The organism is Natronoarchaeum mannanilyticum, from assembly GCF_039522665.1.
In the GTDB taxonomy this organism is placed as follows: Archaea; Halobacteriota; Halobacteria; order Halobacteriales; family Natronoarchaeaceae; genus Natronoarchaeum; species Natronoarchaeum mannanilyticum.
In genome coordinates this window covers 288,124-308,053 of record NZ_BAAADV010000003.1, presented here as the reverse complement: position 1 = coordinate 308,053, position 19,930 = coordinate 288,124, and the positions used below count along the sequence as shown (strand labels likewise).

Genomic DNA, 19,930 nt, shown 5'->3' with positions numbered 1-19,930 from the left:
AATCGGCGTCCCGCCAGCTGGCGGTCTCGGTCGTCGTCTGCACTCACTCCGAGGACCGGTACGACGACTTCTCGGAGGCCGTCGAGAGCGTCCTCGACCAGACCCACGACCCGGTCGAGGCTGTTCTCGTCGTCGACGGCGACGAGGACCTGTACCGCCGGGTCGACGACGACTACGGCGACGACGATCGGGTCGTGACCCACTGTAACGACCGGAACCGCGGGCTGCTGGAGAGCCGGAACGTCGGCGCAGAGTTGGCGGGCGGCGACGTCGTCGCGTTCATCGACGACGACGCAGTCGCGGACGAGCGCTGGCTGGAACGGCTCGTCGACGCGTACGAGTCGGAGGACGCCGTCGCTGCGGGCGGCAAGATGACGCCGCTGTGGGTCGGCGAACAGCCCGCCTACCTGCCCGCTGAGTTCTACTGGCTCGTCGGGGTGACCCACCGCGGCTTCGCCGACGGCGAGGGCGAGGTCCGAAACACGTTCGGCTCGAACATCTCGTTCCGGCGCGACGCCTTCCTCGAGCTCGGCGGGTTCGACAGCGCGATCGGCGGCCGGAAGGGCGACCGGAACCTGCAGGGTGGCGAAACCGAGCTTTGCGCCCGCCTGCAGGCCGAGTACGGCGAGGGCGTCTGGTACGTCCCCGACGCCGAGGTGGGCCACAAGGTGTTCGAGTACCGCACCGACCCTCTCTGGCTCGTCGAACGGGCGTTCTGGCAGGGCTACTCCAAGCGGGCGATGGAGACGCTCGTCGAGGAGTCGGGCGACGAGGAGGGCGAGTTCCTGGGACGGCTGGTGACCGAGTACCTCCCCGAGCGAGCCCGGCGGCTCGCCCGCTCGCCGTCGGCGTCCGAACTGGTCCAGATCGTCTCGATCGTCGCGTTCACCGGGCTCGTCGGGATGGGCTACGTCTACGGCCTGCTGCGATACCGATGACCGACGCGTCGGTGATCTGGTTCACGCCGGACAAGCCCGAGGACATCAGCGTCGGCCGGCGGATGATCGCCCGCCATCTCCGAGACGAGGGGTTCGACGTCGACCTGCACGGCACGACGCCCGGGACCGTCGCTCGCTGCGCCCGATCCGCGGACTCGTACGACGTTCTCGTGGGGACGACCCGCGCCGGCGCGTTCGCGGCGACCGTCCTCGCGAAGGTCCACGGACTACCCCTCGTCGTCGATCACGTCGATCCGATCCGGCAGTTCGAGACGACCCACCCGCGGTGGCTCTCGACGCCCGTCCGCGCCGCCGAGAACGCGTCCTTCCGGCTCGCCGACCACCTCCTGTACGTCTACGACGAGGAGCGCGAGCGCGTCGAGCGCCGCGCCGACGCGACGAAGACGGCGCTCGGGCTGGAGTACGATCGGTTCGCCTCGCCCGAACCCGATGCGGTCGAGCGAGCGCGCAAGGAACTCGACGCTCGCGGCGTCGACGGCCCGGTCGCGATCTACGTCGGCGGGCTCGAACCGATCTACGGCATCGAGACGCTGCTCGACGCCGTCGCCCGGCTGGAGGAGTGGACGCTCGTGGTGCTGGGCACCGGCTCGCTGGACGAGGCGGTCGAACGCGCCGACCGACGCCGCGACGACGTCGAGCACCTCGGCGTCGTCCCCCACGAGGCGGTGCCGGGCTACCTGCGCGTCGCGGACGTCGGCGTCTCGCTCGTCGACGACCCGCACACGCTAAAAGTGCTGGAGTACGCGGCCGCCGGGATCGCCGTCGTGCAGGCTGCTGGCCGCGCGGAAGCGCGGTTCGGTGACGCCGTCACCTACTGCCAGACCACGCCCGAGGCCGTCGCGGCGGCGATCGAGCGGGCCGACGAGCGCGGCCCCTCCCACGAGTTTCGGGAGTTCGTCCGGCAGTTCGACTGGGCACGGATCGCCGAGACGTACGCGTCCGTGCTGCGGCGGGTAGCCGGAACGCCGGAGAGAACGGCTCCGCACGGCACCGCCGATTAATGAGCGCCCCGGTCGACACCTACCACATGCGCGACATCGTTCTCGTGACGATCGACTCGCTCCGGGCCGATCACGTCGGCTGGCACGGCTACGATCGCGAGACGACGCCGACGCTCGACCGGCGCGCCGCTGACGCGCGGACCTTTTCGAGTGCGTTCGCCCACGCCTGCTCGACGCGACCGTCGTTCCCGAGCATCCTGACCTCCTCGTACGCGCTGGAGCACGGCGGGTTCGAGCGCCTCTCCGAGGGCCGGACGACGCTGGCCGAGGTGCTATCGGGCGCGGGCTACCGGACCGCCGGCTTTCACTCGAACCTCTACCTCTCGGCGGACTTCGGCTACGACCGCGGGTTCGACGCGTTCTACGACTCGCGGACCGACCCCTCGCCGGCGGCGAAGGCGCGCAACGCCGTCAAGCGCCACCTCGACAGCGACGGGCTGGTCTACCGGACGCTCCAGCGCGCGTTCAACGCCACCGAGAAGCGCGCGGGCGTCGAGATCGGCTCGGCGTACGTCGACGCCGCCGACGTGACCGATCTCGCCTTGGAGTGGGTCGGGGAGGCCGCCGGGGATCGCGACGGCCCGCGATTTCTCTGGGTCCACTACATGGACGTCCACCACCCCTACGTCCCGCCCGCCGAGCACCAGCGGCGCTTCCGCGACGAGCCCGTCTCCGAGCGGGACGCGATCCAGCTGCGCCGGAAGATGCTGGAAGCACCTGACGACGTAACCGACCGGGAACTCGACACGATCGTCGACCTGTACGACGCCGAAATCGCCTACGTCGACGCCGAGATCGGGCGGCTGCTCGACGGCATCGAGTCGCGTTGGGGCGACGACGCCGTCGTCGCGGTCACCGCCGACCACGGCGAGGAGTTCCGCGATCACGGCGGGTTCAGCCACAGTGCAACGTTCTACGACGAGGTGTTGCACGTGCCGCTGCTCGTCGACGATGGCTCGGGAAATGACGACCACGACGACCTCGTCGGACTGCTGGATCTCGCGCCGACCCTCGCCGACTACGCCGGCGCCGACCGGCCCGACGCGTTCCGCGGGGAGAGCCTGGCGTCGATGGACGAGCACGACCGCGACGCCGTGATCGCGGAGTGGGCCGACACGAGCGACGATTCTGACGACCGGCGGTTCGCGGTCCGCACCGAGGACTGGAAGCTCGCTCGGCTGGAGAACGGTACCGAGCGGCTGTTCGACCTGTCGGCGGATCCCGACGAGCGCACGAACCTCGTTACGGACGAGCCCGAGGCGGCAGCGCGGCTCTGTGATCGGCTGGACGATCACGAGCAACTACTCGCGGCGTCGGGCGGGGAGATGGCGTCCGTCTCGATGGACGAGGACGTCAAGGAGCGGCTGCGCGATCTAGGGTACCAGGAGTGAGCTCGCCCGTGCCGAGACACGTCTTCTACGGCGGCAAGGGCGGCGTCGGCAAGACGACCTGCGCTGCCGCGACGGCGCTGGGCTACGCCGACCGCGGCGCGGAGACGCTGGTCGTTTCGACCGATCCGGCCCACTCGCTGGCGGACTCGCTGGAAGCCCGCGTCGGGGCCGAGCCCCGCGAAATCGAATCCGGACTGTGGGCCGCAGAGGTCGACCCCGACGAGCGCGCCGACAAGTATCGCGGCGCGTTCGAGGAGCTGTTCGACGACCTCTCGACGCTCGGGCTGGGGCTGGACGACCGCGACGTCGACGCGCTGCTGGACGCCGGACTCGCGCCGGGCGGCGACGAGGTCGCGGCGCTGGACCTGCTCGCGGAGTACGAGTCCGACGACCGCTTCGACCGGATCGTCTTCGACACGGCGCCGACGGGCCACGCGCTGCGCCTCCTGGAACTGCCCGACGTGCTCTCGAAGGGCGCCGAGACGGCCTCCGGCGTCCGCAAGCGCGTTAAGCGGATGTCAGATTCGGTGCGCAGCACGTTCGTCCCCGGCTACTACTACGGCCGCGCGGGTGAGAACGGCGACGAGGGGTTCGACGACATCGCGGCTCGGATGGCCCGCGCCAGCGAGGTCGTCCGCGATCCCGACAGGACCGAGTTCCGGGTCGTGACGATCCCCGAGACGATGGCGATCCACGAGACGCGCCGGCTGGTCGAGCGCCTCGGCGAGATCGGCGTCCCGGTGCAGTCGGTCGTCGTCAACCGCGTTCTGGAGGAGATCGACGAGGACTGTTCTCGGTGCCGCTCCCGCCGAGAGCGCCAGCGCGAGCGGGTCGCGGAGATCCGGTCTCGCTTCGAGAGCCTCGATGTCCGAACGCTTCCCGAACTCGACGGCGAGGCGCGCGGGCGTCCCGCGCTACGCGAGCTGTCGGATCGGCTCGTCGGCGAGCCGTAGCGACCCCGCCGGCCGGACTGTCGTCTCGAGGCTCTCCTGTCCCGGAAACGTCGGCGAGGGCGCGCCGGCCGACGGGTGGGGTAAACCAAACGCATTTCAGAGCGCCTCCCCGATCCTACACCAATGGTTTCGCTGGTCTGGATCGCCGCCGGGGTCCTCGGCTACTGGGTCCTCCTCCAACTGCTCGCCGATCGCGGCTGGCTGCCCGACTACGTCGGGCTGCAGGGCCCGATCACGACGCTGCACACCCAGCGCGGAAAGATCCTCCTGAACCGGCTCGCCCGGTACAAGCGCTTCTGGCGCGCCTGGTCGAACCTCGGCGTCGGCGTCGCTCTCGTGGTGATGGTCGGCTCGTTCGTGATGCTGATCCTGGTGGGGATCACCGCCGTCATGTCGCCCCAGCCGACCGCGGTCAACCAGCCCCGGAACGTGCTGGTGATCCCCGGCGTCAACGACTTCCTCCCCCTCTCGATGGCGCCCGAGATCCTGTTCGGTCTGCTGGTCGCGCTGGTCGTCCACGAGGGCGGCCACGGCCTGCTCTGCCGCGTCGAGGACATCGAGATCTCCTCGATGGGGCTGGCGACGCTCTCGGTCATCCCGATCGGCGCGTTCGTCGAACCCGACGAGGAGAGCCAGCGGGCGGCCAGCCGCGGCGGGAAGACGCGGATGTTCGCCGCCGGCGTCACGAACAACTTCGCGATCACGCTCGTCGCGTTCGCGCTGCTTTTCGGCCCGGTCGCGGGCGCGATCAGCGTCGCGCCGGGCGCCGCGGTCGGCGCGGCGATGCCGGGGTCGGGCGCCGAGGACGCCGACATCGGCGAGGGCGATCGGATCACCGCGCTCGGCGGCCAACCGATCGAGGACAACGACGACCTGCGCGACCGGCTCGCGAACGTCTCGGACCGCGAGGTGTCCGTCACGATCGACGGCGACACCGAGCGGACGGTGAACCGGTCGCTGCTGGTCAGCGGCGTCACCGAGACCGGCCCCGTCAACGTCTCGACGGGTGACACGATCACGGACGTCAACGGCACCGCCGTCTACACCCAGTCCGGCCTGGAGTCGGCACTCGAAGACCGCGAGGTGGCGACGTTCACCGTCGAGGGCGAGGACGAAACCTACGAGACGACCGCGCCCGCCGGCTCGCTCGCCCGGATCAGCGAGGGCGGGCCGCTCGCCGCCGAGGGCGCCGAGCCCGGCGACAGCGTCGTGATCGTCGCGGTCGAGGGCGAGCGGGTCGTCTCGACCGACGATCTCGCGTCGGCGATCGATCGCCACGCCGTCGGCGACTCGGTGTCCGTGGCCCTCTACGAGGGCGGCGAACGGACGACCTACGACGTCGAACTCGCCGAGGGTTCGGACGGCTCGCCGGTCGTCGGCGTCGGGATCGCGCCGGGAATCTCGGGCGTGACGGTCAGCGACTTCGGGATCCAGTTCTACCCCGCGGGCCAGTACCTGACCGCGCTCGGCGGCGACGGCGGCGAGATCGCCGGCGGGCTGGACTCGCTGACCGACACGTTCCTCGGGAAGGCGTTCCTGACGCTGTTCCTTCCGTTCGCGACGATCTCGCTGGGCGCGCTGTTCCCCTTCAACTTCGCGGGGTTCAAGGGGCCGATCACCAACTTCTACGAGATCGGCGGGCCGCTCGGCGCGGTCGACGGCGTCGGCTTCGCGGTCGCGAACGTGTTGTTCTGGATCGGCTGGATCAACGTCCAGGTCGGGTTCTTCAACTGCGTCCCGGCGTTCCCGCTGGACGGCGGGCACATCCTCCGGACCAGCACGGAGGCGGTCGTCTCGCGGCTGCCGATCGACGCCTCCTACCAGCTCACCAAGACCGTCACGACCACCGTCGGCCTGACGATGCTGGCGAGCTTCCTGGTCGTCGTGTTCGGGCCGCAGCTACTGTCCTGATCGTCGGCGATCGGCGTCGACGCCGCTGTTCGGCGTCTCGATGGGCGCGCGAGTCGGAGGTGAAAGCGCTTCGGCGTCGATCCGCGTTCTAAAAAATCGCCTCGTCCGCCGAGCTACGGCCAGTCGTCGCGCTGCTCGTCCTGTTCGGCCGGCTCGGGTTCGGCGTCCTCGTCCAGCGTCCACTCGGCGGCTTCCGCGGCGTCCTCGATCGGCAGGTACTCCCAGCCGGCCGCCTCGGCGAGCTCGCGGTCCTCGTCATTCGTGCCGACGTAGACGTGCCGGGGCGTGTCGAACTGGTCGCCGACGCTCTCCAGGCTCTCGGCCTTGCCGCGCGGCCCCGAGAAGAAGTCCTGGCGGATGCGGTTCTTCCGGGTGAAGTTCGTCACGACGTAGGTCGGCTTCTCCGAGACGACGCCGACGTACTTGCTCCACCGTCGCGCGTCGTCGAACACGCGCTCGGGGTCGGCCAGCTCCTGCAGCGCCGAAAGGTCGAAGGCGAGCGTCATCTCGCCGTCTCCGCCGCCGTTCATGCCACACACTCCGCTCGCGGTGTGGAAAACCGCTTCGATCTGGGGTTCGGCGCGCCGATTGCCGACGACGCGGTGTCGAACGCCGCCGCCAGTCGTTTGTGCCGCGGTGTCGTAGCACGCGTATGACCGACGACACGGTGCTCGTCGCGCTGATCGGGCGCCCGTTCGACGCCGACGCGCTCGCCCGAGCGACCGAGCGGTTCCCCGACGCCGAGCTGGTGGTGCTCGCGGTGGTGACGCCGCTGGACGCTCCCTTCAGCGAGGGCCAACTGCTCTCGCCGACCGACGATCGGTTCCTGCAGGCGCGCCGCCGCGCCGAGAACCTGGTCGAGCGCGTCCGGGAGAGTTCGGGGGCCGGTGATGCGTCGCTCGACGACGTCGAGATCGCCGTCGCGCAGGGCCGCCCCGCCCCGGTCGTCGCCAATCGGGCCGAGCGTCTCGACGCCGATCGGATCGTCGTCGGCGCTCGCGACCAGTCGCGGCTGGCGGACTACCTGCTGGGCGACGGCGTCGGCGACGCGATCGCGGATCGGGCGTCCGTTCCGGTCACCGTCGTCGAGGTCGATCAGGCGACGCCGAGCCCCGCCGACAGCACCCTGTAGAGCCCGAATCCGAGCAACATCGAGCTGACGAGCGTCAGCACCCAGAACAGCAGGGTGACGCCGATCTTCCGCCGGGAGACGCCCGCCGATCCCGCCGAGAGGCCGCCGCCGATCACCCCCGAGAGGATGATGTTGTTGAACGAGATGGGGATGCCGAGCGCGATCGCCAGCTGCGCGATAATGAAGCCGGGCACCAGCGCGGCGATCGAGCGGCGCACCCCGAGCTGGGCGTACTCCCGGGCGGTCGCCTGCAGGAGCCGCGGCGCGCCCATCCAGGCGCCCGCGAGGATGCCCGTCCCGCCCATCACCAGCAGGACGATCCCCGGCAGTCCCAACTGTTCGCTGAACAGGAACTCCAGCGGCCCGGTCGCCAGCCCGACCTGGCTGCCGCCGCTGGAGTACGCGACCACGCTGCCCAGCACGAGCAGGAACGTGCGGATCCCCTGCTCGACCGACCGCTCCATCCGGCGGCGGAGCCAGAGGAACGCTCCGACGCCCAGCGCGACGGTCGCCAGCGCCATCCCCAGGTCGTAGCCCGCAGCGATCTGCGGGCCGCTCCAGGTCCACCGCGCCGCCAGGCGGGCGAGGGTGCCCTGCTCGGCCGTCGGATCGGGAATCACGCCGATCCGGACGTTCGCGAGGATCGCGCCGACGATCGCGGCGAGCAGCGGGACGCCGACGCGGTCGGGCACGTCGTCGCGGCGCAGCAGCGTCGCGGTGCCGTAGGCGACGCTCCCCGACATGACCGGCACCATGACCCAGAACGTCCCGATCCGCCGGTAGGTCGCGTACGCCGGGTCGCCGCCCAGCGAGAGGCCGACGCCGACCATCGCGCCCGTGGTCGCGAACGCCGCGGGAATCGGGTACCCCGAGTAGATGCCGATTCCCATGAACGTCGCGGCGGTCAGGAGTCCCGCCGCGGCGGCCAGCGCGGTGAAGTCGACGCCGAGGATCAGCCCGGCGCCCACGGTTTCGGAGATGCTCCCGCCCTGGGTGACGGCGCCCAGCGCCGCCAGCACGCCGATCAGGAACGCCGCCCGCATCGTCGGGATCGCGTTGGCGCCGATCGCGGGCGCGAACGGCGGCGAGTTGCTGTTGGCGCCGAGCGTCCACGCCGTCACCATCGACGCGACGACGGCGATCCCGACCAGCACGACGAAGGAGAGTTCGAGCCCGGCCTGAGCCGGCGCGAGCGGAACGTCGATCCCGGGGTGGACCAGCGCCCGCAGAGCGTCGATCCGCGTCTGTGAGGGGAGGACGATCGCCGGGCCGCTCATCCGCGGATGCGGGCGACCAGCCGTCTCACGCGCGACAGCTGGGAGCGTCGACTGGCGACGATCACCGGGCAGTCCGCCCGCGCCCCGACGGCTCGCGGCGTCGTCCCGACCACGCGGCGGGTCAACAGCCCCTTGCGGGTCGCCCCCAGTACGATCAGGTCGTGCTCGGCGGCCGCGTCGAGGATCCCCGCGACGGGATCGGCGGCTTCGCCGACGGTCGTCGTTACGGGTGCCGTCCCGGCGAGCCGATCGGCCGTCTCGTCGACGAACGCCGCGGCGTCCGCGCGCTCGCGGTCGGACGCGCCCGGATCGACCAGCGACAGCGCGGCGACCTCGGCGTCGTTGGCCGCCGCGATCGTCCCCGCGACCTCGGCGGCCAGTTCGGCGTGCGCGCCGCCCACCGTCGGAACCAGTACCGAGTCGACGCGGCCGGCGGTCGTCCCGACCTTCTCGACGAGCACGTCGCAGGACGCCTTGCGGACCACCGGGTCGACCGTGGTTCCGAGTACCACGTCGGACGCCCGGCGCTCGCTCCGCCAGCCCAGAATCGCGAGATCGGCGCCCAGCCGGGCGATCGCCGTCGTGATCGCGTCGGCGACGTCGCTGCCGACCAGCAGACTGTCGTCGACCGGGACGTCCGCCTCGGCGGCGACCCGGGCCGCTCGTTCGACGATCTCGTCGCGCCCGCCGGCGAACTCCTCCCTGATACGCTCGTCGGAAAACAGCAGGAACGGCGACGTGTGGTGCTTGTGGATGACGCTCACCACGTGGACCCGGCCGTCGTTGGCCCGCGCGAGATCGACCGCCGTCCGCGTCAACTGCTCGGCGGTGCCCGGGTTGCCGACCGCGACGAGCACGGTGTACTCGCCGGTCGGTTGCAGGCGCTCGCCGGCGACTGTCGAGGCCATCACTGCTAGTTCGGCGGCGACCGCGAAAAAACGTGGGGTGAGTTAACAGATAGAATCTTCGAGTAGAACCGAACGGAACGGGGAGAACCGGGCGGCGAGGTTACTGCTCCTGTGCGGGGGCGTCCAGCTGGTCGAGATCGATCTCCTCTTCGAGCAGCAGTTCCTTCTGGCCGGAGACGTCGCGCTCCTCCCGAATGAGCTGTTTGAGTTTGCTCTGGGGCGCGAGATCGCCGATCAGGACGCCGCCGATCACCTTGCCGTCCTTGAACACGACGCGGCGCCACTCCGTGTCGCTGTACTTGCGCTCGACGGAGTCGTCGCCGATCGTCGGGTGGCCGAAGGAGAGAAACGGGAAGTCGAAGTGCGTGATCGAGTACGAGGAGACCCAGCGGAACGACTCGACCTCGTCGTCGGCCGCCATGTTCTTCGCCGCGACCTGGCCCTGCTCTTTCGCCGAACCCCACGAGCCGTTCTGTGCCTGCTCGTCGAGGATGGTGTCGTAGAACTGGGTGAGGTCGCCCGCGGCGTACACGTCCTCGAGGTTCGTCTGCATGTACTCGTCGACGACGACGCCGTCGTCGGTCTCGAGGCCGGTGCCCTGCATGAACTCGACGTTGAAGTCCAGCCCGATCGCCGCGCCGACGAAGTCGCTCTCGTAGCGCTCGCCGTTCGAGTCGATCGTCGCCACGACGCTGCCGTCGTCGTCGGTGACGAACTCGTCGGCGCCGCTCTGGAAGACGGGCTCGACGCCCTTCTCGCGCAGGCCGTCGTGGATGATCTCGGCGCCCTCCTCGTTGAGCGCGTAGCGCCACCAGCTGTCGCCGCGCATCAGGTACTTGGCGTCGACGTCCTGGGCGCCGCAGATCGCCGCCAGGTCGATTCCCAGCAGGCCGGCGCCGATGATGACGCCGGTGTCGGCCTCGCTGGCGTGTTCCTGGATCGCTCGGGCGTCCTGGAACGTCCAGAAGTGGTGGACGCCGTCGGCGTCGCTGTTGTCGACGGGCAGCTGGGCCGGCGTCCCGCCGGTCGCGACCAGCAGCTTGTCGTACGCCAGAGTGTCGCCCTCGTGGGTGTGGACCTCGTGGGCGTCGACGTCGACGTCGGTGACGTAGGTGTTCAGCGAGAGGTCGATGTCGCGCTCGCCGTACCAGTCTTCCTCGTGGATCGAAATCGGCGCTTCGGGGAGCTTGCCCTTGGCGAACTCCTTGATGAGAATCCGATTGTAAAGCGCCTCTCCTTCATCGGTGACCACGGTGATCTCCGCGTCCGGGGACTCCTCGCGGAGCGTCTCCGCCGCGGAACTGCCGGCGATCCCGTCACCGATGATTACGTACGACTCGGTCATGTACCGGCGCTTCGAAGCCCGGGTTAAAGTGGATTGCTATCTCTGGCGTCTTTTTGCCGCGTCTCGCAGTTTTTGCAACTCCTCGGCGGTTCTTCCTTACGTTCGTAAGGTGGGTGCCGCAAATACGTCAGCCAGGATGACGGGATCGGGTACTATTCAGGGATTTCCGAACAATGTCAACAACGCGTCGTCGAGGTCGGCTGGTTCCTCCGGCGGGCCCCCTCGTCGGACCTCTCGACCGCCGGAGTCCGCTGTGGACACGTTCAAGGACGACGCGTCCCTACGAACGCGGCATGAAGATCCACCAGAACCCCCGCCACTGGGCGACGATGAAGGCCATGACGACGCCCGGTCTGGGCTCTGTCGTCAACTACGGGCTGATCAAGCTCCACACGCGGATCTTCCTCGGGAAGGCCGACGAGGCCCGCGCCGAGGAGCGCCGCGACCACCTCGACGCCTTCTTCGACGCCACGATGGATGCCTACGTCGCGGCGCTCGAGGCGGGCTACTCGGAGGCCGAGGCCCGGGAGATTACCCACATTCAGGCCAACTTCGACTTCTACAACCACGGCTGGACCGAGATGATGGAGTTCCCGGGCGACGAACTCGAAGCCCACTACGAGCGCTACGAGGACTTCTTCGAGCGCCACGGCATCTCCATCGACGATCCGCTCGGCGAGTTCCGGAGCGGGGAGCTCCCCGACGCGCCCTCGACGCCCGAGAAGCTGGAGAATCCCGAGCACCCCCACGCCGAGGGCGGGTTCGCCGACGACGTGTACGTCGAGGACGAGGAGGGCAACCTCCACGTCGGCGGCGGCGAGGCGCCCGAGGACGTGGACGTGAGCAAGGCCGTCGGCGTCGACGACGAGACCACCGAAAGGTCAGAGTAGCAGCGCCCACACCGGTGACTTCGATCGCCGCCGGCGCGATCGTTACCGGGGGAGACGAACCGTGACTGCGGCGCCGCCTTCGCTCGCGTTGTCGCACTCCAAGTCCCCGCCGTAGTCGTCGACGACCACCGACGCCAGGAGGAGGCCGACGCCGCTCCCGTGTCGCAACGGCGTGCTGTCCGTTTCGTCCTCCTCGACGACCACCGACCACTCCTCCGGCGGGATCCCCGGCCCGTCGTCGGCGATCTCGACGCGCACCTCGTCCGCGCTCGCGTTCGCCGTCACCTCGACCCGCGGAGCGTCACAGTCGGAGTGTTCGATCGCGTTTTCGAGCAGCTGCTCGAACAGCGCGTCGAGCCGACGATCACCTTCCAGAACCGCCGAATCGTCGGCCCGCACTCGGATCTCGGCCCGGGGATACCGCCCGCGAAGCTCCTCCGCGATCCGGTCGAGCAACTCCCTCAAATCGACGGTTCTCTGCGTCTCCCGCCGGTTCAGCGAGATGTCGAGCAGCTCCTTTGCCGTCTCGCTCTTTTTGAGCAGATTCGTCGCCGCCGTCTCGATCCGCTCGGCGTACTCGGTTGATTCGCCTCCGGGGAGTTCCTCGCCGAGCGTGTCCGTGTACCCCCTGATCACGTTCAGGTCGTTTCTGAGGTTGTGGCGCAGCAACCGGTGGAGCAGCCGGAGGAGTTGCTCGCGCTGCTTCGAGTCGGTGACGTCCTGGATCGCGCCGCTGAGGCGGACGACTCGCCCGCCGATCGCCGTCGGGCTGCCCCTGACTCGCACCCAGCGTTGTTCGCCGTCGTCGGTCTGTATCCTGAGCGTCCGGTCGAACGGCTCGCCGTCCTCGATGGCGCGCTCGACGGCGGAGCGAATCTCCGGCCGGTCCTCCGGGTGGTAGAACCCGATCGCGTCTTCGACCGTCGGCGACGAGTCGCGCGAAACGCCGTGGATCCGCTTTACCTGATCGGTCCACCGGAGTTCGTCGTTTCGGACGTCCAGCTCCCACCCGCCGACGTCGGCGAGCCGCTGCGTGTTCGTGAACAGCTCGTTCTGGCGCCGGAGCCGTCGCTTCGATTCCTTGCGGTCGGTGACGTCGATCACGATCCCCTCCAGCGCCTCGACGTCGTCGTCCTCGACGACGGGCGCACCGCGCTCGAAGACGTGCCTGACCTCGCCCTCGCGGGTCCGAATCCGGTAGCTCGCCGAAAACTGGGACCGGTACTCGACGCCGTCTCGGATCTCCCGTCGCAACTCCTCGACGTCGGCGTCGAGGACGATGTCGCCGTACGCGATCTCCCCCGACTCGAACGCGGCCGCCGGGTAGCCGGTCGTCGCTCGAACGCGACCGCCGACGAACTCCATCTCCCAGGGCGCCGTCGGCCGGCACCGGTAGGCGATCCCCGGGAGGTTCTCGACGAACCGCTTCAGTCGGCCTTCCGACGCCGGGAGGGATTTATCGTCTGTCATGCTGGCCGTTGTCTCCGGAGACGCCGCTCTCGGCTTGGCATTATCAACCGATATGGATGTTCCTTTCGGCCGCCGAGACCGGCGCACCGCGGCGTCTCGAACTCGTTCGAGGGGCCGCGGCGTCGTCTCAGTCGTCGCTCGACGTCGCGATCAGGTCCGCGCAGCGGCGTCCGGCCCGCACGGCGCCGTCGACCGTCCGGGTCGGGTACTGCGCTGCGCTCGCATCGCCGGCGTAGTAACAGCCCTGGGCGACGGCGTCCGACAGGTCGTGTGAGATCGTTCGCTCCCGATACCCCGTCTCGTAGACCGGCCCGGCGTCGCGCGCTCGCGTCACCGTCGACCAGCGCACCGTCCTGCGGTCGAACGCCGGAAACAGCCCCTCCAGCGCCTCGACCCAGCGGCGGGCCAGCGTCTCGTCGTCGCGCTGCCAACGGTCGTCGCGCGGGGACGTGACCGGCGCGAGGGCGTACAGCAGGTGGTCGCCGCCGTAGTTCTCCGCGGGGACCAGGTTCGTGTGCTCGACGAGCCTGCCGAACGGCGCGTCGTCGGCGACCGTGAGTCCGTACGCGTCCAGCAGCGACTCCGAGAGGCCGAACAGCACCGAGAGCACGTTCCGCGTTTCGCCCGCCCACTCGTAGTCGGTCGCCCGCTCCAGCGCGCGCGGCGGCGTCGCGAACACGACCGCGTCGACGTCGATCGCGGCGCGCTCGCCGTCCCGCTCGACGACGAGGCGGTCGACGCGCTCGGTCGGCGCGGCATCTTGGTCGTCGTCGTCGACGCCGGCGCTCGATTCGCGATCACCGTCGACTCCACCGTCGGCTTCGGTGTCGTTCCAGACGAACCCCGTCTCGTCGGGGTCGCTCGGCGGTTCGCGGGCACCGGGCAGGTCGGTCTCGTCGGACGCCGCGGCGCCCGCGGCGTCATCCTCGCTTTCCGTCTCGACGCCGACGACCCGCGCGCCCGGCGAGACGTTCTCCCGGCCGACGCCCGCGACGAGCGCGTCGATCAGCGTCGCGAGGCCGCCTTCGGGGTAGATTCTGCTGTCCGTTCGCCAGGTGCGGCCGGCGCGTCGGCGCGCGAGGTCGCCGAGCAGCCACGCGGCGCTGACGTCCGCGGCGCGCTCGCCGAACGCGGCGCGCAGGCGCGGGTCAACGATCTGCTCGCGGACCGACGCCGTCGCGTGCTCGTCGACGAACGCGCGGGCGGCGACGTCGTCGTACGCTTCCGGCTCCGCGAACGCCCCGTCCGGCGGTCCCAGCGGGCCGAGCGAGGCGCCGCGGGCCAGCAGGCTCTCGAACAGCTTGTCCTGCAGACTCAGCCGAGGAAAGGCGAGCTTCTCTGCGAATCCAGTTCGGGGGTGAGCGATCCCGTCGACGTAGTAGCCCGTTCGGACGTCGCGCTCCGAAACCCGGTCCGCGATGCCCAGTTCGGCGGCGAGGTCGGCGACGGCGTCGTCGTCGGGCGAGAGCGTCGTCGGGAGCCGTTCGATGGGGTCGCCGTCGGTCGCGGTCACCGCGGCTCGCCCGCCGAGCTCGCGGCCGGCCTCGAACACGCGGACCTCGCGGCCGCGCTCGCGCAGCTCGCGAGCGGCGACGAGTCCGGCGACCGTGCCACCGACTACCCCGATCATGCACCGGGGTTGCGCTCGCGCCGGGATGTGCTTTTCCATCGCGGATCCGTGGGTTTTTAGCCGCGGTCCGGCTACGTCTCGGGTATGCTTACAGTGCGGGCGCCCGCGACGAGCGCGAACCTCGGCAGCGGGTTCGACGTGTTCGGGACCGCACTCGAACGACCCGCCGACGTGGTCCGGGTCGAACGCGCCGAGGAGACCACGATCGAGATGTCCGGCGCCGGCAGCGAGTTCATCCCCGAGGACCCCGAGAAGAACACCGCCGGCGCCGTCGCGGAGGCGCTCGACGCGCCCGCCCGCATCAAGATCGACAAGGGCGTCCGCCCGGCGTCGGGGCTGGGTTCCTCTGCCGCCAGCGCCGCGGGCGCCGCGCTCGCGCTCAACGAACTGTACGACCGCGGGCTCTCCCGATCCGAGCTGGTGCCGATCGCCGCCGAGGGCGAGGCGCTGGTCTCCGGCGAGGCCCACGAGGACAACGTCGCGCCCGCGCTGCTGGGCGGCTTTACGATCGCCGCCGAGGACGGCGTCACCTGCGTCGACGCCTCGCTCCCGCTTGTGGTCTGTCTCCCCGACATCGTCGTTTCGACGCGGGACGCCCGGCGCGTGGTGCCCGACACCGCGGCCGTCGAGGACGTCGTCGACACCGTTGGCCGAGCGGCGACGCTGACGGTCGGCATGCACCGCGACGACCCCGAATTGGTCGGGCAGGGCATGGAAGACCGGATCGTCACGCCCGCCCGCGCGGAGCTGATCGACGGCTACGACCGGGTCCGCGAGGCCGCCCTGGAAGCGGGTGCGACGGGCGTCACCGTCAGCGGCGCCGGACCGGGCGTGATCGCCGCCTGCTACGAATCCGACCGGCGCGAGATCGCCGGCGCGATGCTCGACGCGTTCGACGACGTCGGCGTCGAGAGCCGCGCCTACCAGACCCGGATCGGCGGCGGCGCGACGATTCACTGACGGAACGGGATCTCGCGCTCCCCGACGAATTCTCCGGCCAGAGCTCCTTGCCCCCTGATTTATACTTTCGAGTGGCATATAGTGACACGCTATGGCCGGGCGCCAGCCTGACTGGCTCACCAGCGCACGCGCCGCCCGCGGAACGGCGCCGATCCGCCTGTTCGGACGCCTCTGTGGCCGCGCCGGGCTCCTGTTAGGCGCCCCGTCGCTGCTCGTGCTGCTGGGCTCGGCTCCCCTGCTCGCCGCCGGTTCGATCCCGGCGACCGCGGCGCGGTTCCTCGAAATCGCCGGCGCCGCGCCGCCGACGCTCTCCGGCGTCGAGATCGCCTTGTACGCCGCCGCGCTCGGATTGCTGGCGGCCTGCTGGCTGCTGGGACTCGGCCTGCTGATCGACGGCATCTTCGGGGAGTCCGGATGACCGCCAGGGGCGACGCCTCGCTCGCGGCGGTCGCGCTGTTGGCGTTCGGCGTCGCGCTCGCCCGGCGCGGCGTCGCGCCCGCACCGATCCCGACGATCGTCGGCGCGCTCGGCACGCTCGCGTTCGAGGTCGTCGCCGGTCGCTATCACGAGCGGGTGCGAGCCCTCTGGGACCGTCCGATCGTCCGGGCGATCGCGCTCGCGGCGGCGTTCGCGGGCGCAACGGCGGCGGGACGCCTCGGCGTCCGTCCGATCGCGAGCTTCGCCGTCGGCGCGCTCGCGACGTACCTCTGTCTCCTCGGGCTCGTCGTCGTCGGCGTCCTGGCGCCGCCGCGAGAGTGGTTCGGCGGCCGCGACGGGCAGTGACGGCAGCGAGGTTTCAAGAATCGACCGATCGTACCCACCGCTATGCGACCCGATATCTCAGTGTTCGGCCGGTACACCTACCTGCTGACCGAGGTCGTCTGGGGAACCGTCGCGCTCGCGCTGCTCTCGCGTGCCGGCGCGATTCGTCGCGCGGCCGCGACCGTCGCGGCGCTGTACCCGATCGCCTACGTCTGGGACTGGTACACCCTGGAAGTCGGCGTGTTCGACATCAAGCTGCGGACCGGCCAGGAGCTGCTCGGCATCCCTGTCGAGGAACACCTGTTCATGGTCGTGGTTCCCTCGCTCGTCGTCGGCATCCACGAGACGATCCACGAGTATCGGTCCTGAGACGGGGCGTCGTGCCGTGACGCCGAGTCGGCGCTCAGCGCGGCTCGACGATCACCGAGCTCGACCCCCGGACTCGAACGCGGTAGTCCTCGACCGTGAACTCCAGCACGAGACCCTCCCCCGGACCCTCGCAGAGCCGTTCGAGGGCGTCCAGATCGACGGCCTCGTACAGCGTCATGTCCAGTTCGGTCGGTTCGACGGACTCGACGTCCGCGAGCGCTTCGATCACGGCGGTGCTGACGGAGGAACTGTCGATCGCACGTTCGACGGCAACGTCCCCCCGAGCTGTCGTCGCCATACCAGAGGCGTCAGGATACGATAGTAAATATATTTGTCAGACACGTTTCAGCGATCGGCTACGTGGCGTCAGACACGCGTCAGAAAATAACTATGTGTCGGGGCAGTTTAGGCCCGGCTCACTCCAGCGGGATGACCGTGCCGTCCTCGTCGATCAGTGCCGGCTGGCGGTCGCGCTGCGCGCGGCGGGCGAGCAGATACGCGCCCACCGAGCACGCGGCGACGCCGGAGGCGAACCCGTGGAGCCAGGAACTCGTCTCGTCGTCCATGCTCATCGTACACCCGGTGGATACGCATACTACATTAATCTATCCCCCTCGACTGCGCGTAGTTGCCGGCTGCCTGCGCCTGCAAGTCGGTTGCTTCGCTCGCGCGCGCCGCGAATTGCTCGCTCGGCGCGGTCGTGATCGGATCGGCGACCGATCTGGCGACCGATTCGGTGACCGAATTACCAGACAACGCCCGTCAGACACGGTTGCGACTGTCTCCCCGTCTGGTTGCGACTCGCACCGGCGTGGCTACCGATACGCCCCGGACGCATGTAACGTATTTAACCCGTCTCGCGGACGTCAAACTGTGCGACGACGCACATACCTCTCTACGGTAGCGAGCGGAACCGCACTCGCCGTCGCCGGCTGCACCGGCGGCGACGACACCGACGACTCCGACGATCCCGCGGACGACGACGAGGAGTCCGACGGTAACGTCAGCGACGGCGACGAGGCGGACGACGGGGGGAACAACTCGTCTGACGGCGAAACGGATCAGCAGCTCGACGAGCCGCTGGACGTCGTGATCGAGAACAACTACGACGCGACCTACACCGTCTCGGTCACCGTGACCGACGACGCCGACGAGACCGTCTTCGAGGACGAAGTCACGCTGGAGACCGACACCTCTCAGCGCCTCGAAGACGTCGTGTCGGAAGCCGGCACGTACACCGTCGAGGCGACGAAAGCCGAGGACGTCTCTCGCTCCTTCGAGTGGGAGGTCGACGCCGACGCCGAAGACGTGTACGTCCACGTCGCCGAGAGCGGCGAGTACACGATCGAGGAACGCGACGTCGACGCGTAGCGATCGCTGTCCGCCCCGTCCCCGCTATTTTATCGGCGCGACGCCAATGCTCGTATCGAAAACGTAGTCGTAGAGGCTCGGCACAGTACAGCGTGCCCTGTCCGAGAGTGAACGTCGAGAGAGTCGAAATGGGTTTGGGCAGAGTTGAACCTCGGAGAGACGGTCCGCCTCACGTACGCTCGGCGGCTGCGACTCTCCTGGCTCAAATCTACGACCGCATTTAACGAACGCTGACGACTCGCTTCGCTCGTCGGTTAGCGTTCGGAAAAGTGGGTTTGGGCAGATTTGAACTGCCGGCCTCCTCCATGTCAAGGAGGTGTCATAACCAGACTAGACCACAAACCCTGTCTGGCGCTTCCTTGCTGCACTCACAGGTATCCCGGGGATACAATTGAAGGTTTCGGATTCCGACGCCGTGCGGGGGTTCTCCGCACGCCGCCGTGCAACAGCTTTAAGACATTGTACGGATTTGTACACTACAAGACGAAACCGTTCATCGGTGCTTACTCATGAAGGACTACATCGAACGCGTGACCGAGGGCGAGGATCTGACACAGGACGAAGCGCGCGCGGCCGCCAGCGCCGTGTTCGAGGGCGCGACGGAGGCCCAGATCGGCGCCCTGCTGACGGGGCTGCGAGCGAAGGGCGAGACCGAGACCGAGATCGCCGGCTTCGCCGAGGGGATGCGCGACGCCGCGCGGACGATCGAGCCCGACCGGCGCCCGCTGGTCGACACCTGCGGCACCGGCGGCGACGACTACGACACGATCAACGTCTCGACGACGAGCGCGATCGTCGCCAGCGGCGCCGGCGTGCCGGTCGCCAAGCACGGCAACTACTCGGTGTCCTCGAACTCGGGTAGCGCGGACGTGCTCGAAGAGGTCGGCCTCGACGTCGAGGCCGAACCGCCCGCGGTCGAGGAGGCGATCGAGGACGACGGGATCGGGTTCATGCTCGCGCCCGTGTTCCACCCCGCGATGAAGGCCGTGATCGGCCCGCGCAAGGAGCTGGGCATGCGGACGATCTTCAACGTGCTCGGCCCGCTGACCAACCCCGCCGGCGCCGACGCCCAGATCGTCGGCGTGTACGACCCCGATCTCGTCCCCGTGCTCGCGGAGGCGCTCGCGCACATGGGCGTCGAGAGCGCGCTGGTCGTCCACGGCTCGGGCATGGACGAGATCGCGGTCCACGATCAGACCGTCGTCGCCGAAGTGCAGGACGGCGAGATCGAGGAGTACGTGTTGACGCCCGCCGATCTCGGACTATCGGTTCACGACATCGAGGCCGTCTCGGGCGGCACGCCCGCCGAGAACGCCGCGGACATGCGCGGGATCGTCGAGGGCGAGATCGAGGGCGCGAAGCGCGACATCATCCTGGCCAACGCCGGCGCGGCGATCTACATCGCCGGCGAAGCGGCGTCGCTGGAAGCCGGCGTCGAGGCCGCTCGGCGCGCGATCGACTCCGGCGCCGCGGCCGAGAAGCTCGATGACCTCCGCGGGGGCGTATGAGCGACGACGACGGTTCTGTCACCCGCGACGGCGCCAGGCGCGCTACTCGCGCGAAGATCTGCGGGTCGACCCACGAGACGGACGTCGCGGCGG

The 19,930-nt window shown here is 69.6% G+C and carries 21 protein-coding genes and 1 tRNA gene; 13 read left to right on the top strand and 9 right to left on the bottom strand.

The window, feature by feature from the left end; genetic code table 11:
• Positions 1-17: 17 nt before the first annotated feature.
• The 5 genes from aglG (at position 18) to ABDZ81_RS10050 (ending at position 6,215) form a co-directional block, all read left to right on the top strand.
• Positions 18-938, top strand: a complete 921-nt coding sequence (gene aglG / locus ABDZ81_RS10070) for a glucosyl-dolichyl phosphate glucuronosyltransferase (RefSeq protein WP_343773968.1) — start codon at positions 18-20, stop codon at positions 936-938.
• On the top strand, positions 935-1,960 hold the full coding sequence (locus ABDZ81_RS10065; protein ID WP_343773834.1) for a rhamnosyltransferase WsaF family glycosyltransferase: 1,026 nt from the start codon (positions 935-937) through the stop codon (positions 1,958-1,960). Before aglG ends, ABDZ81_RS10065 begins: the two co-directional genes overlap by 4 nt.
• A complete protein-coding gene (locus ABDZ81_RS10060; RefSeq protein ID WP_343773833.1) occupies positions 1,960-3,351 on the top strand; it encodes a sulfatase family protein in 1,392 nt (463 codons plus the stop codon). Before ABDZ81_RS10065 ends, ABDZ81_RS10060 begins: the two co-directional genes overlap by 1 nt.
• Before the next feature lie 8 nt (positions 3,352-3,359).
• Positions 3,360-4,304, top strand: coding sequence for an ArsA family ATPase (locus ABDZ81_RS10055; protein WP_343773832.1), 945 nt, complete (start codon positions 3,360-3,362; stop codon positions 4,302-4,304).
• 123 nt (positions 4,305-4,427) lie between these two features.
• A complete protein-coding gene (locus ABDZ81_RS10050) occupies positions 4,428-6,215 on the top strand; it encodes a site-2 protease family protein (protein ID WP_343773831.1) in 1,788 nt (595 codons plus the stop codon).
• Positions 6,216-6,328: 113 nt separating this feature from the next.
• Here the strand turns inward: ABDZ81_RS10050 and ABDZ81_RS10045 are convergent, their stop codons facing one another.
• Positions 6,329-6,745: a DUF7124 domain-containing protein gene (locus tag ABDZ81_RS10045; RefSeq protein WP_343773830.1), complete on the bottom strand. Its 417-nt coding sequence runs from the start codon at positions 6,743-6,745 to the stop codon at positions 6,329-6,331.
• Positions 6,746-6,867: 122 nt separating this feature from the next.
• Between ABDZ81_RS10045 and ABDZ81_RS10040 the strand changes: the two genes are divergently transcribed.
• Positions 6,868-7,347: a universal stress protein gene (locus tag ABDZ81_RS10040; RefSeq protein ID WP_343773829.1), complete on the top strand. Its 480-nt coding sequence runs from the start codon at positions 6,868-6,870 to the stop codon at positions 7,345-7,347.
• Here ABDZ81_RS10040 and ABDZ81_RS10035 read toward each other — a convergent pair.
• The 3 genes from ABDZ81_RS10035 to ABDZ81_RS10025 all read right to left on the bottom strand — a co-directional run bounded on the left by ABDZ81_RS10035 (position 7,311) and on the right by ABDZ81_RS10025 (position 10,877).
• Complete coding sequence (locus ABDZ81_RS10035; protein WP_343773967.1) at positions 7,311-8,471, bottom strand: inorganic phosphate transporter; 1,161 nt, start codon at positions 8,469-8,471, stop codon at positions 7,311-7,313. The two genes, ABDZ81_RS10040 and ABDZ81_RS10035, sit on opposite strands and share 37 nt — an antisense overlap.
• A 149-nt stretch (positions 8,472-8,620) precedes the next feature.
• Positions 8,621-9,532, bottom strand: a complete 912-nt coding sequence (locus tag ABDZ81_RS10030; RefSeq protein WP_343773828.1) for a universal stress protein — start codon at positions 9,530-9,532, stop codon at positions 8,621-8,623.
• A gap of 100 nt (positions 9,533-9,632) precedes the next feature.
• Positions 9,633-10,877, bottom strand: coding sequence for an NAD(P)/FAD-dependent oxidoreductase (locus tag ABDZ81_RS10025; RefSeq protein ID WP_343773827.1), 1,245 nt, complete (start codon positions 10,875-10,877; stop codon positions 9,633-9,635).
• 293 nt (positions 10,878-11,170) lie between these two features.
• Here ABDZ81_RS10025 and ABDZ81_RS10020 point away from each other — a divergent pair, with 293 nt between their 5' ends.
• Positions 11,171-11,767 (top strand): DUF6149 family protein, encoded by a 597-nt coding sequence (locus ABDZ81_RS10020; protein ID WP_343773826.1) that lies wholly within the window; start codon positions 11,171-11,173, stop codon positions 11,765-11,767.
• 42 nt (positions 11,768-11,809) lie between these two features.
• Here the strand turns inward: ABDZ81_RS10020 and ABDZ81_RS10015 are convergent, their stop codons facing one another.
• Both ABDZ81_RS10015 and ABDZ81_RS10010 read right to left on the bottom strand, forming a co-directional pair.
• Positions 11,810-13,237 (bottom strand): sensor histidine kinase, encoded by a 1,428-nt coding sequence (locus ABDZ81_RS10015; RefSeq protein ID WP_343773825.1) that lies wholly within the window; start codon positions 13,235-13,237, stop codon positions 11,810-11,812.
• A gap of 127 nt (positions 13,238-13,364) precedes the next feature.
• Positions 13,365-14,867: an FAD-dependent oxidoreductase gene (locus tag ABDZ81_RS10010; RefSeq protein ID WP_343773824.1), complete on the bottom strand. Its 1,503-nt coding sequence runs from the start codon at positions 14,865-14,867 to the stop codon at positions 13,365-13,367.
• 84 nt (positions 14,868-14,951) lie between these two features.
• Between ABDZ81_RS10010 and ABDZ81_RS10005 the strand changes: the two genes are divergently transcribed.
• From ABDZ81_RS10005 to ABDZ81_RS09990, 4 genes are all read left to right on the top strand, one after another.
• Entirely contained in the window at positions 14,952-15,827 is an 876-nt protein-coding gene (locus ABDZ81_RS10005) for a homoserine kinase (protein ID WP_343773823.1), read from the top strand.
• 91 nt (positions 15,828-15,918) lie between these two features.
• Positions 15,919-16,245, top strand: coding sequence for a hypothetical protein (locus tag ABDZ81_RS10000; RefSeq protein ID WP_343773822.1), 327 nt, complete (start codon positions 15,919-15,921; stop codon positions 16,243-16,245).
• Positions 16,242-16,610, top strand: a complete 369-nt coding sequence (locus tag ABDZ81_RS09995; RefSeq protein WP_343773821.1) for a hypothetical protein — start codon at positions 16,242-16,244, stop codon at positions 16,608-16,610. Before ABDZ81_RS10000 ends, ABDZ81_RS09995 begins: the two co-directional genes overlap by 4 nt.
• A gap of 42 nt (positions 16,611-16,652) precedes the next feature.
• Positions 16,653-16,958 carry a lycopene cyclase domain-containing protein gene (locus tag ABDZ81_RS09990; protein ID WP_343773820.1) on the top strand — a complete coding sequence of 102 codons (306 nt, stop codon included), beginning with the start codon at positions 16,653-16,655 and terminating at the stop codon, positions 16,956-16,958.
• 34 nt (positions 16,959-16,992) lie between these two features.
• Here ABDZ81_RS09990 and ABDZ81_RS09985 read toward each other — a convergent pair whose 3' ends face one another.
• Complete coding sequence (locus ABDZ81_RS09985; protein ID WP_343773819.1) at positions 16,993-17,256, bottom strand: HalOD1 output domain-containing protein; 264 nt, start codon at positions 17,254-17,256, stop codon at positions 16,993-16,995.
• Between the two features lie 118 nt (positions 17,257-17,374).
• On the bottom strand, positions 17,375-17,530 hold the full coding sequence (locus tag ABDZ81_RS09980; RefSeq protein WP_343773818.1) for a hypothetical protein: 156 nt from the start codon (positions 17,528-17,530) through the stop codon (positions 17,375-17,377).
• Positions 17,531-17,831: 301 nt separating this feature from the next.
• On the opposite strand from ABDZ81_RS09980, the gene ABDZ81_RS09975 reads away from it, so the two are divergent.
• The gene (locus ABDZ81_RS09975) at positions 17,832-18,329 is read left to right on the top strand and encodes an Ig-like domain-containing protein (RefSeq protein ID WP_343773817.1); all 498 of its coding nucleotides are present in this window, start codon (positions 17,832-17,834) and stop codon (positions 18,327-18,329) included.
• A gap of 270 nt (positions 18,330-18,599) precedes the next feature.
• Here the strand turns inward: ABDZ81_RS09975 and ABDZ81_RS09970 are convergent.
• Positions 18,600-18,674, bottom strand: a tRNA-Val gene (locus ABDZ81_RS09970).
• 164 nt (positions 18,675-18,838) lie between these two features.
• Between ABDZ81_RS09970 and trpD the strand changes: the two genes are divergently transcribed.
• Entirely contained in the window at positions 18,839-19,837 is a 999-nt protein-coding gene (trpD, locus tag ABDZ81_RS09965) for an anthranilate phosphoribosyltransferase (protein WP_343773816.1), read from the top strand.
• Positions 19,838-19,930 lie beyond the last annotated feature (93 nt).

What these genes read in the sequence shown, in the direction of transcription:
- ABDZ81_RS10065 (WP_343773834.1), top strand. Translation starts at nt 935, where the DNA reads ATGACCGACGCGTCGGTGATCTGGTTCACGCCGGACAAGCCCGAGGAC.
- ABDZ81_RS10060 (WP_343773833.1), top strand. Translation starts at nt 1,960, where the DNA reads ATGAGCGCCCCGGTCGACACCTACCACATGCGCGACATCGTTCTCGTG.
- ABDZ81_RS10050 (WP_343773831.1), top strand. Translation starts at nt 4,428, where the DNA reads ATGGTTTCGCTGGTCTGGATCGCCGCCGGGGTCCTCGGCTACTGGGTC.
- ABDZ81_RS10045 (WP_343773830.1), bottom strand. Translation starts at nt 6,745, where the DNA reads ATGAACGGCGGCGGAGACGGCGAGATGACGCTCGCCTTCGACCTTTCG.
- ABDZ81_RS10040 (WP_343773829.1), top strand. Translation starts at nt 6,868, where the DNA reads ATGACCGACGACACGGTGCTCGTCGCGCTGATCGGGCGCCCGTTCGAC.
- ABDZ81_RS10035 (WP_343773967.1), bottom strand. Translation starts at nt 8,471, where the DNA reads ATGGTGACGGCGTGGACGCTCGGCGCCAACAGCAACTCGCCGCCGTTC.
- ABDZ81_RS10030 (WP_343773828.1), bottom strand. Translation starts at nt 9,532, where the DNA reads ATGGCCTCGACAGTCGCCGGCGAGCGCCTGCAACCGACCGGCGAGTAC.
- ABDZ81_RS10025 (WP_343773827.1), bottom strand. Translation starts at nt 10,877, where the DNA reads ATGACCGAGTCGTACGTAATCATCGGTGACGGGATCGCCGGCAGTTCC.
- ABDZ81_RS10020 (WP_343773826.1), top strand. Translation starts at nt 11,171, where the DNA reads ATGAAGATCCACCAGAACCCCCGCCACTGGGCGACGATGAAGGCCATG.
- ABDZ81_RS10015 (WP_343773825.1), bottom strand. Translation starts at nt 13,237, where the DNA reads ATGACAGACGATAAATCCCTCCCGGCGTCGGAAGGCCGACTGAAGCGG.
- ABDZ81_RS10010 (WP_343773824.1), bottom strand. Translation starts at nt 14,867, where the DNA reads ATGATCGGGGTAGTCGGTGGCACGGTCGCCGGACTCGTCGCCGCTCGC.
- ABDZ81_RS10005 (WP_343773823.1), top strand. Translation starts at nt 14,952, where the DNA reads ATGCTTACAGTGCGGGCGCCCGCGACGAGCGCGAACCTCGGCAGCGGG.
- ABDZ81_RS10000 (WP_343773822.1), top strand. Translation starts at nt 15,919, where the DNA reads ATGGCCGGGCGCCAGCCTGACTGGCTCACCAGCGCACGCGCCGCCCGC.
- ABDZ81_RS09995 (WP_343773821.1), top strand. Translation starts at nt 16,242, where the DNA reads ATGACCGCCAGGGGCGACGCCTCGCTCGCGGCGGTCGCGCTGTTGGCG.
- ABDZ81_RS09990 (WP_343773820.1), top strand. Translation starts at nt 16,653, where the DNA reads ATGCGACCCGATATCTCAGTGTTCGGCCGGTACACCTACCTGCTGACC.
- ABDZ81_RS09985 (WP_343773819.1), bottom strand. Translation starts at nt 17,256, where the DNA reads ATGGCGACGACAGCTCGGGGGGACGTTGCCGTCGAACGTGCGATCGAC.
- ABDZ81_RS09980 (WP_343773818.1), bottom strand. Translation starts at nt 17,530, where the DNA reads ATGAGCATGGACGACGAGACGAGTTCCTGGCTCCACGGGTTCGCCTCC.
- trpD (WP_343773816.1), top strand. Translation starts at nt 18,839, where the DNA reads ATGAAGGACTACATCGAACGCGTGACCGAGGGCGAGGATCTGACACAG.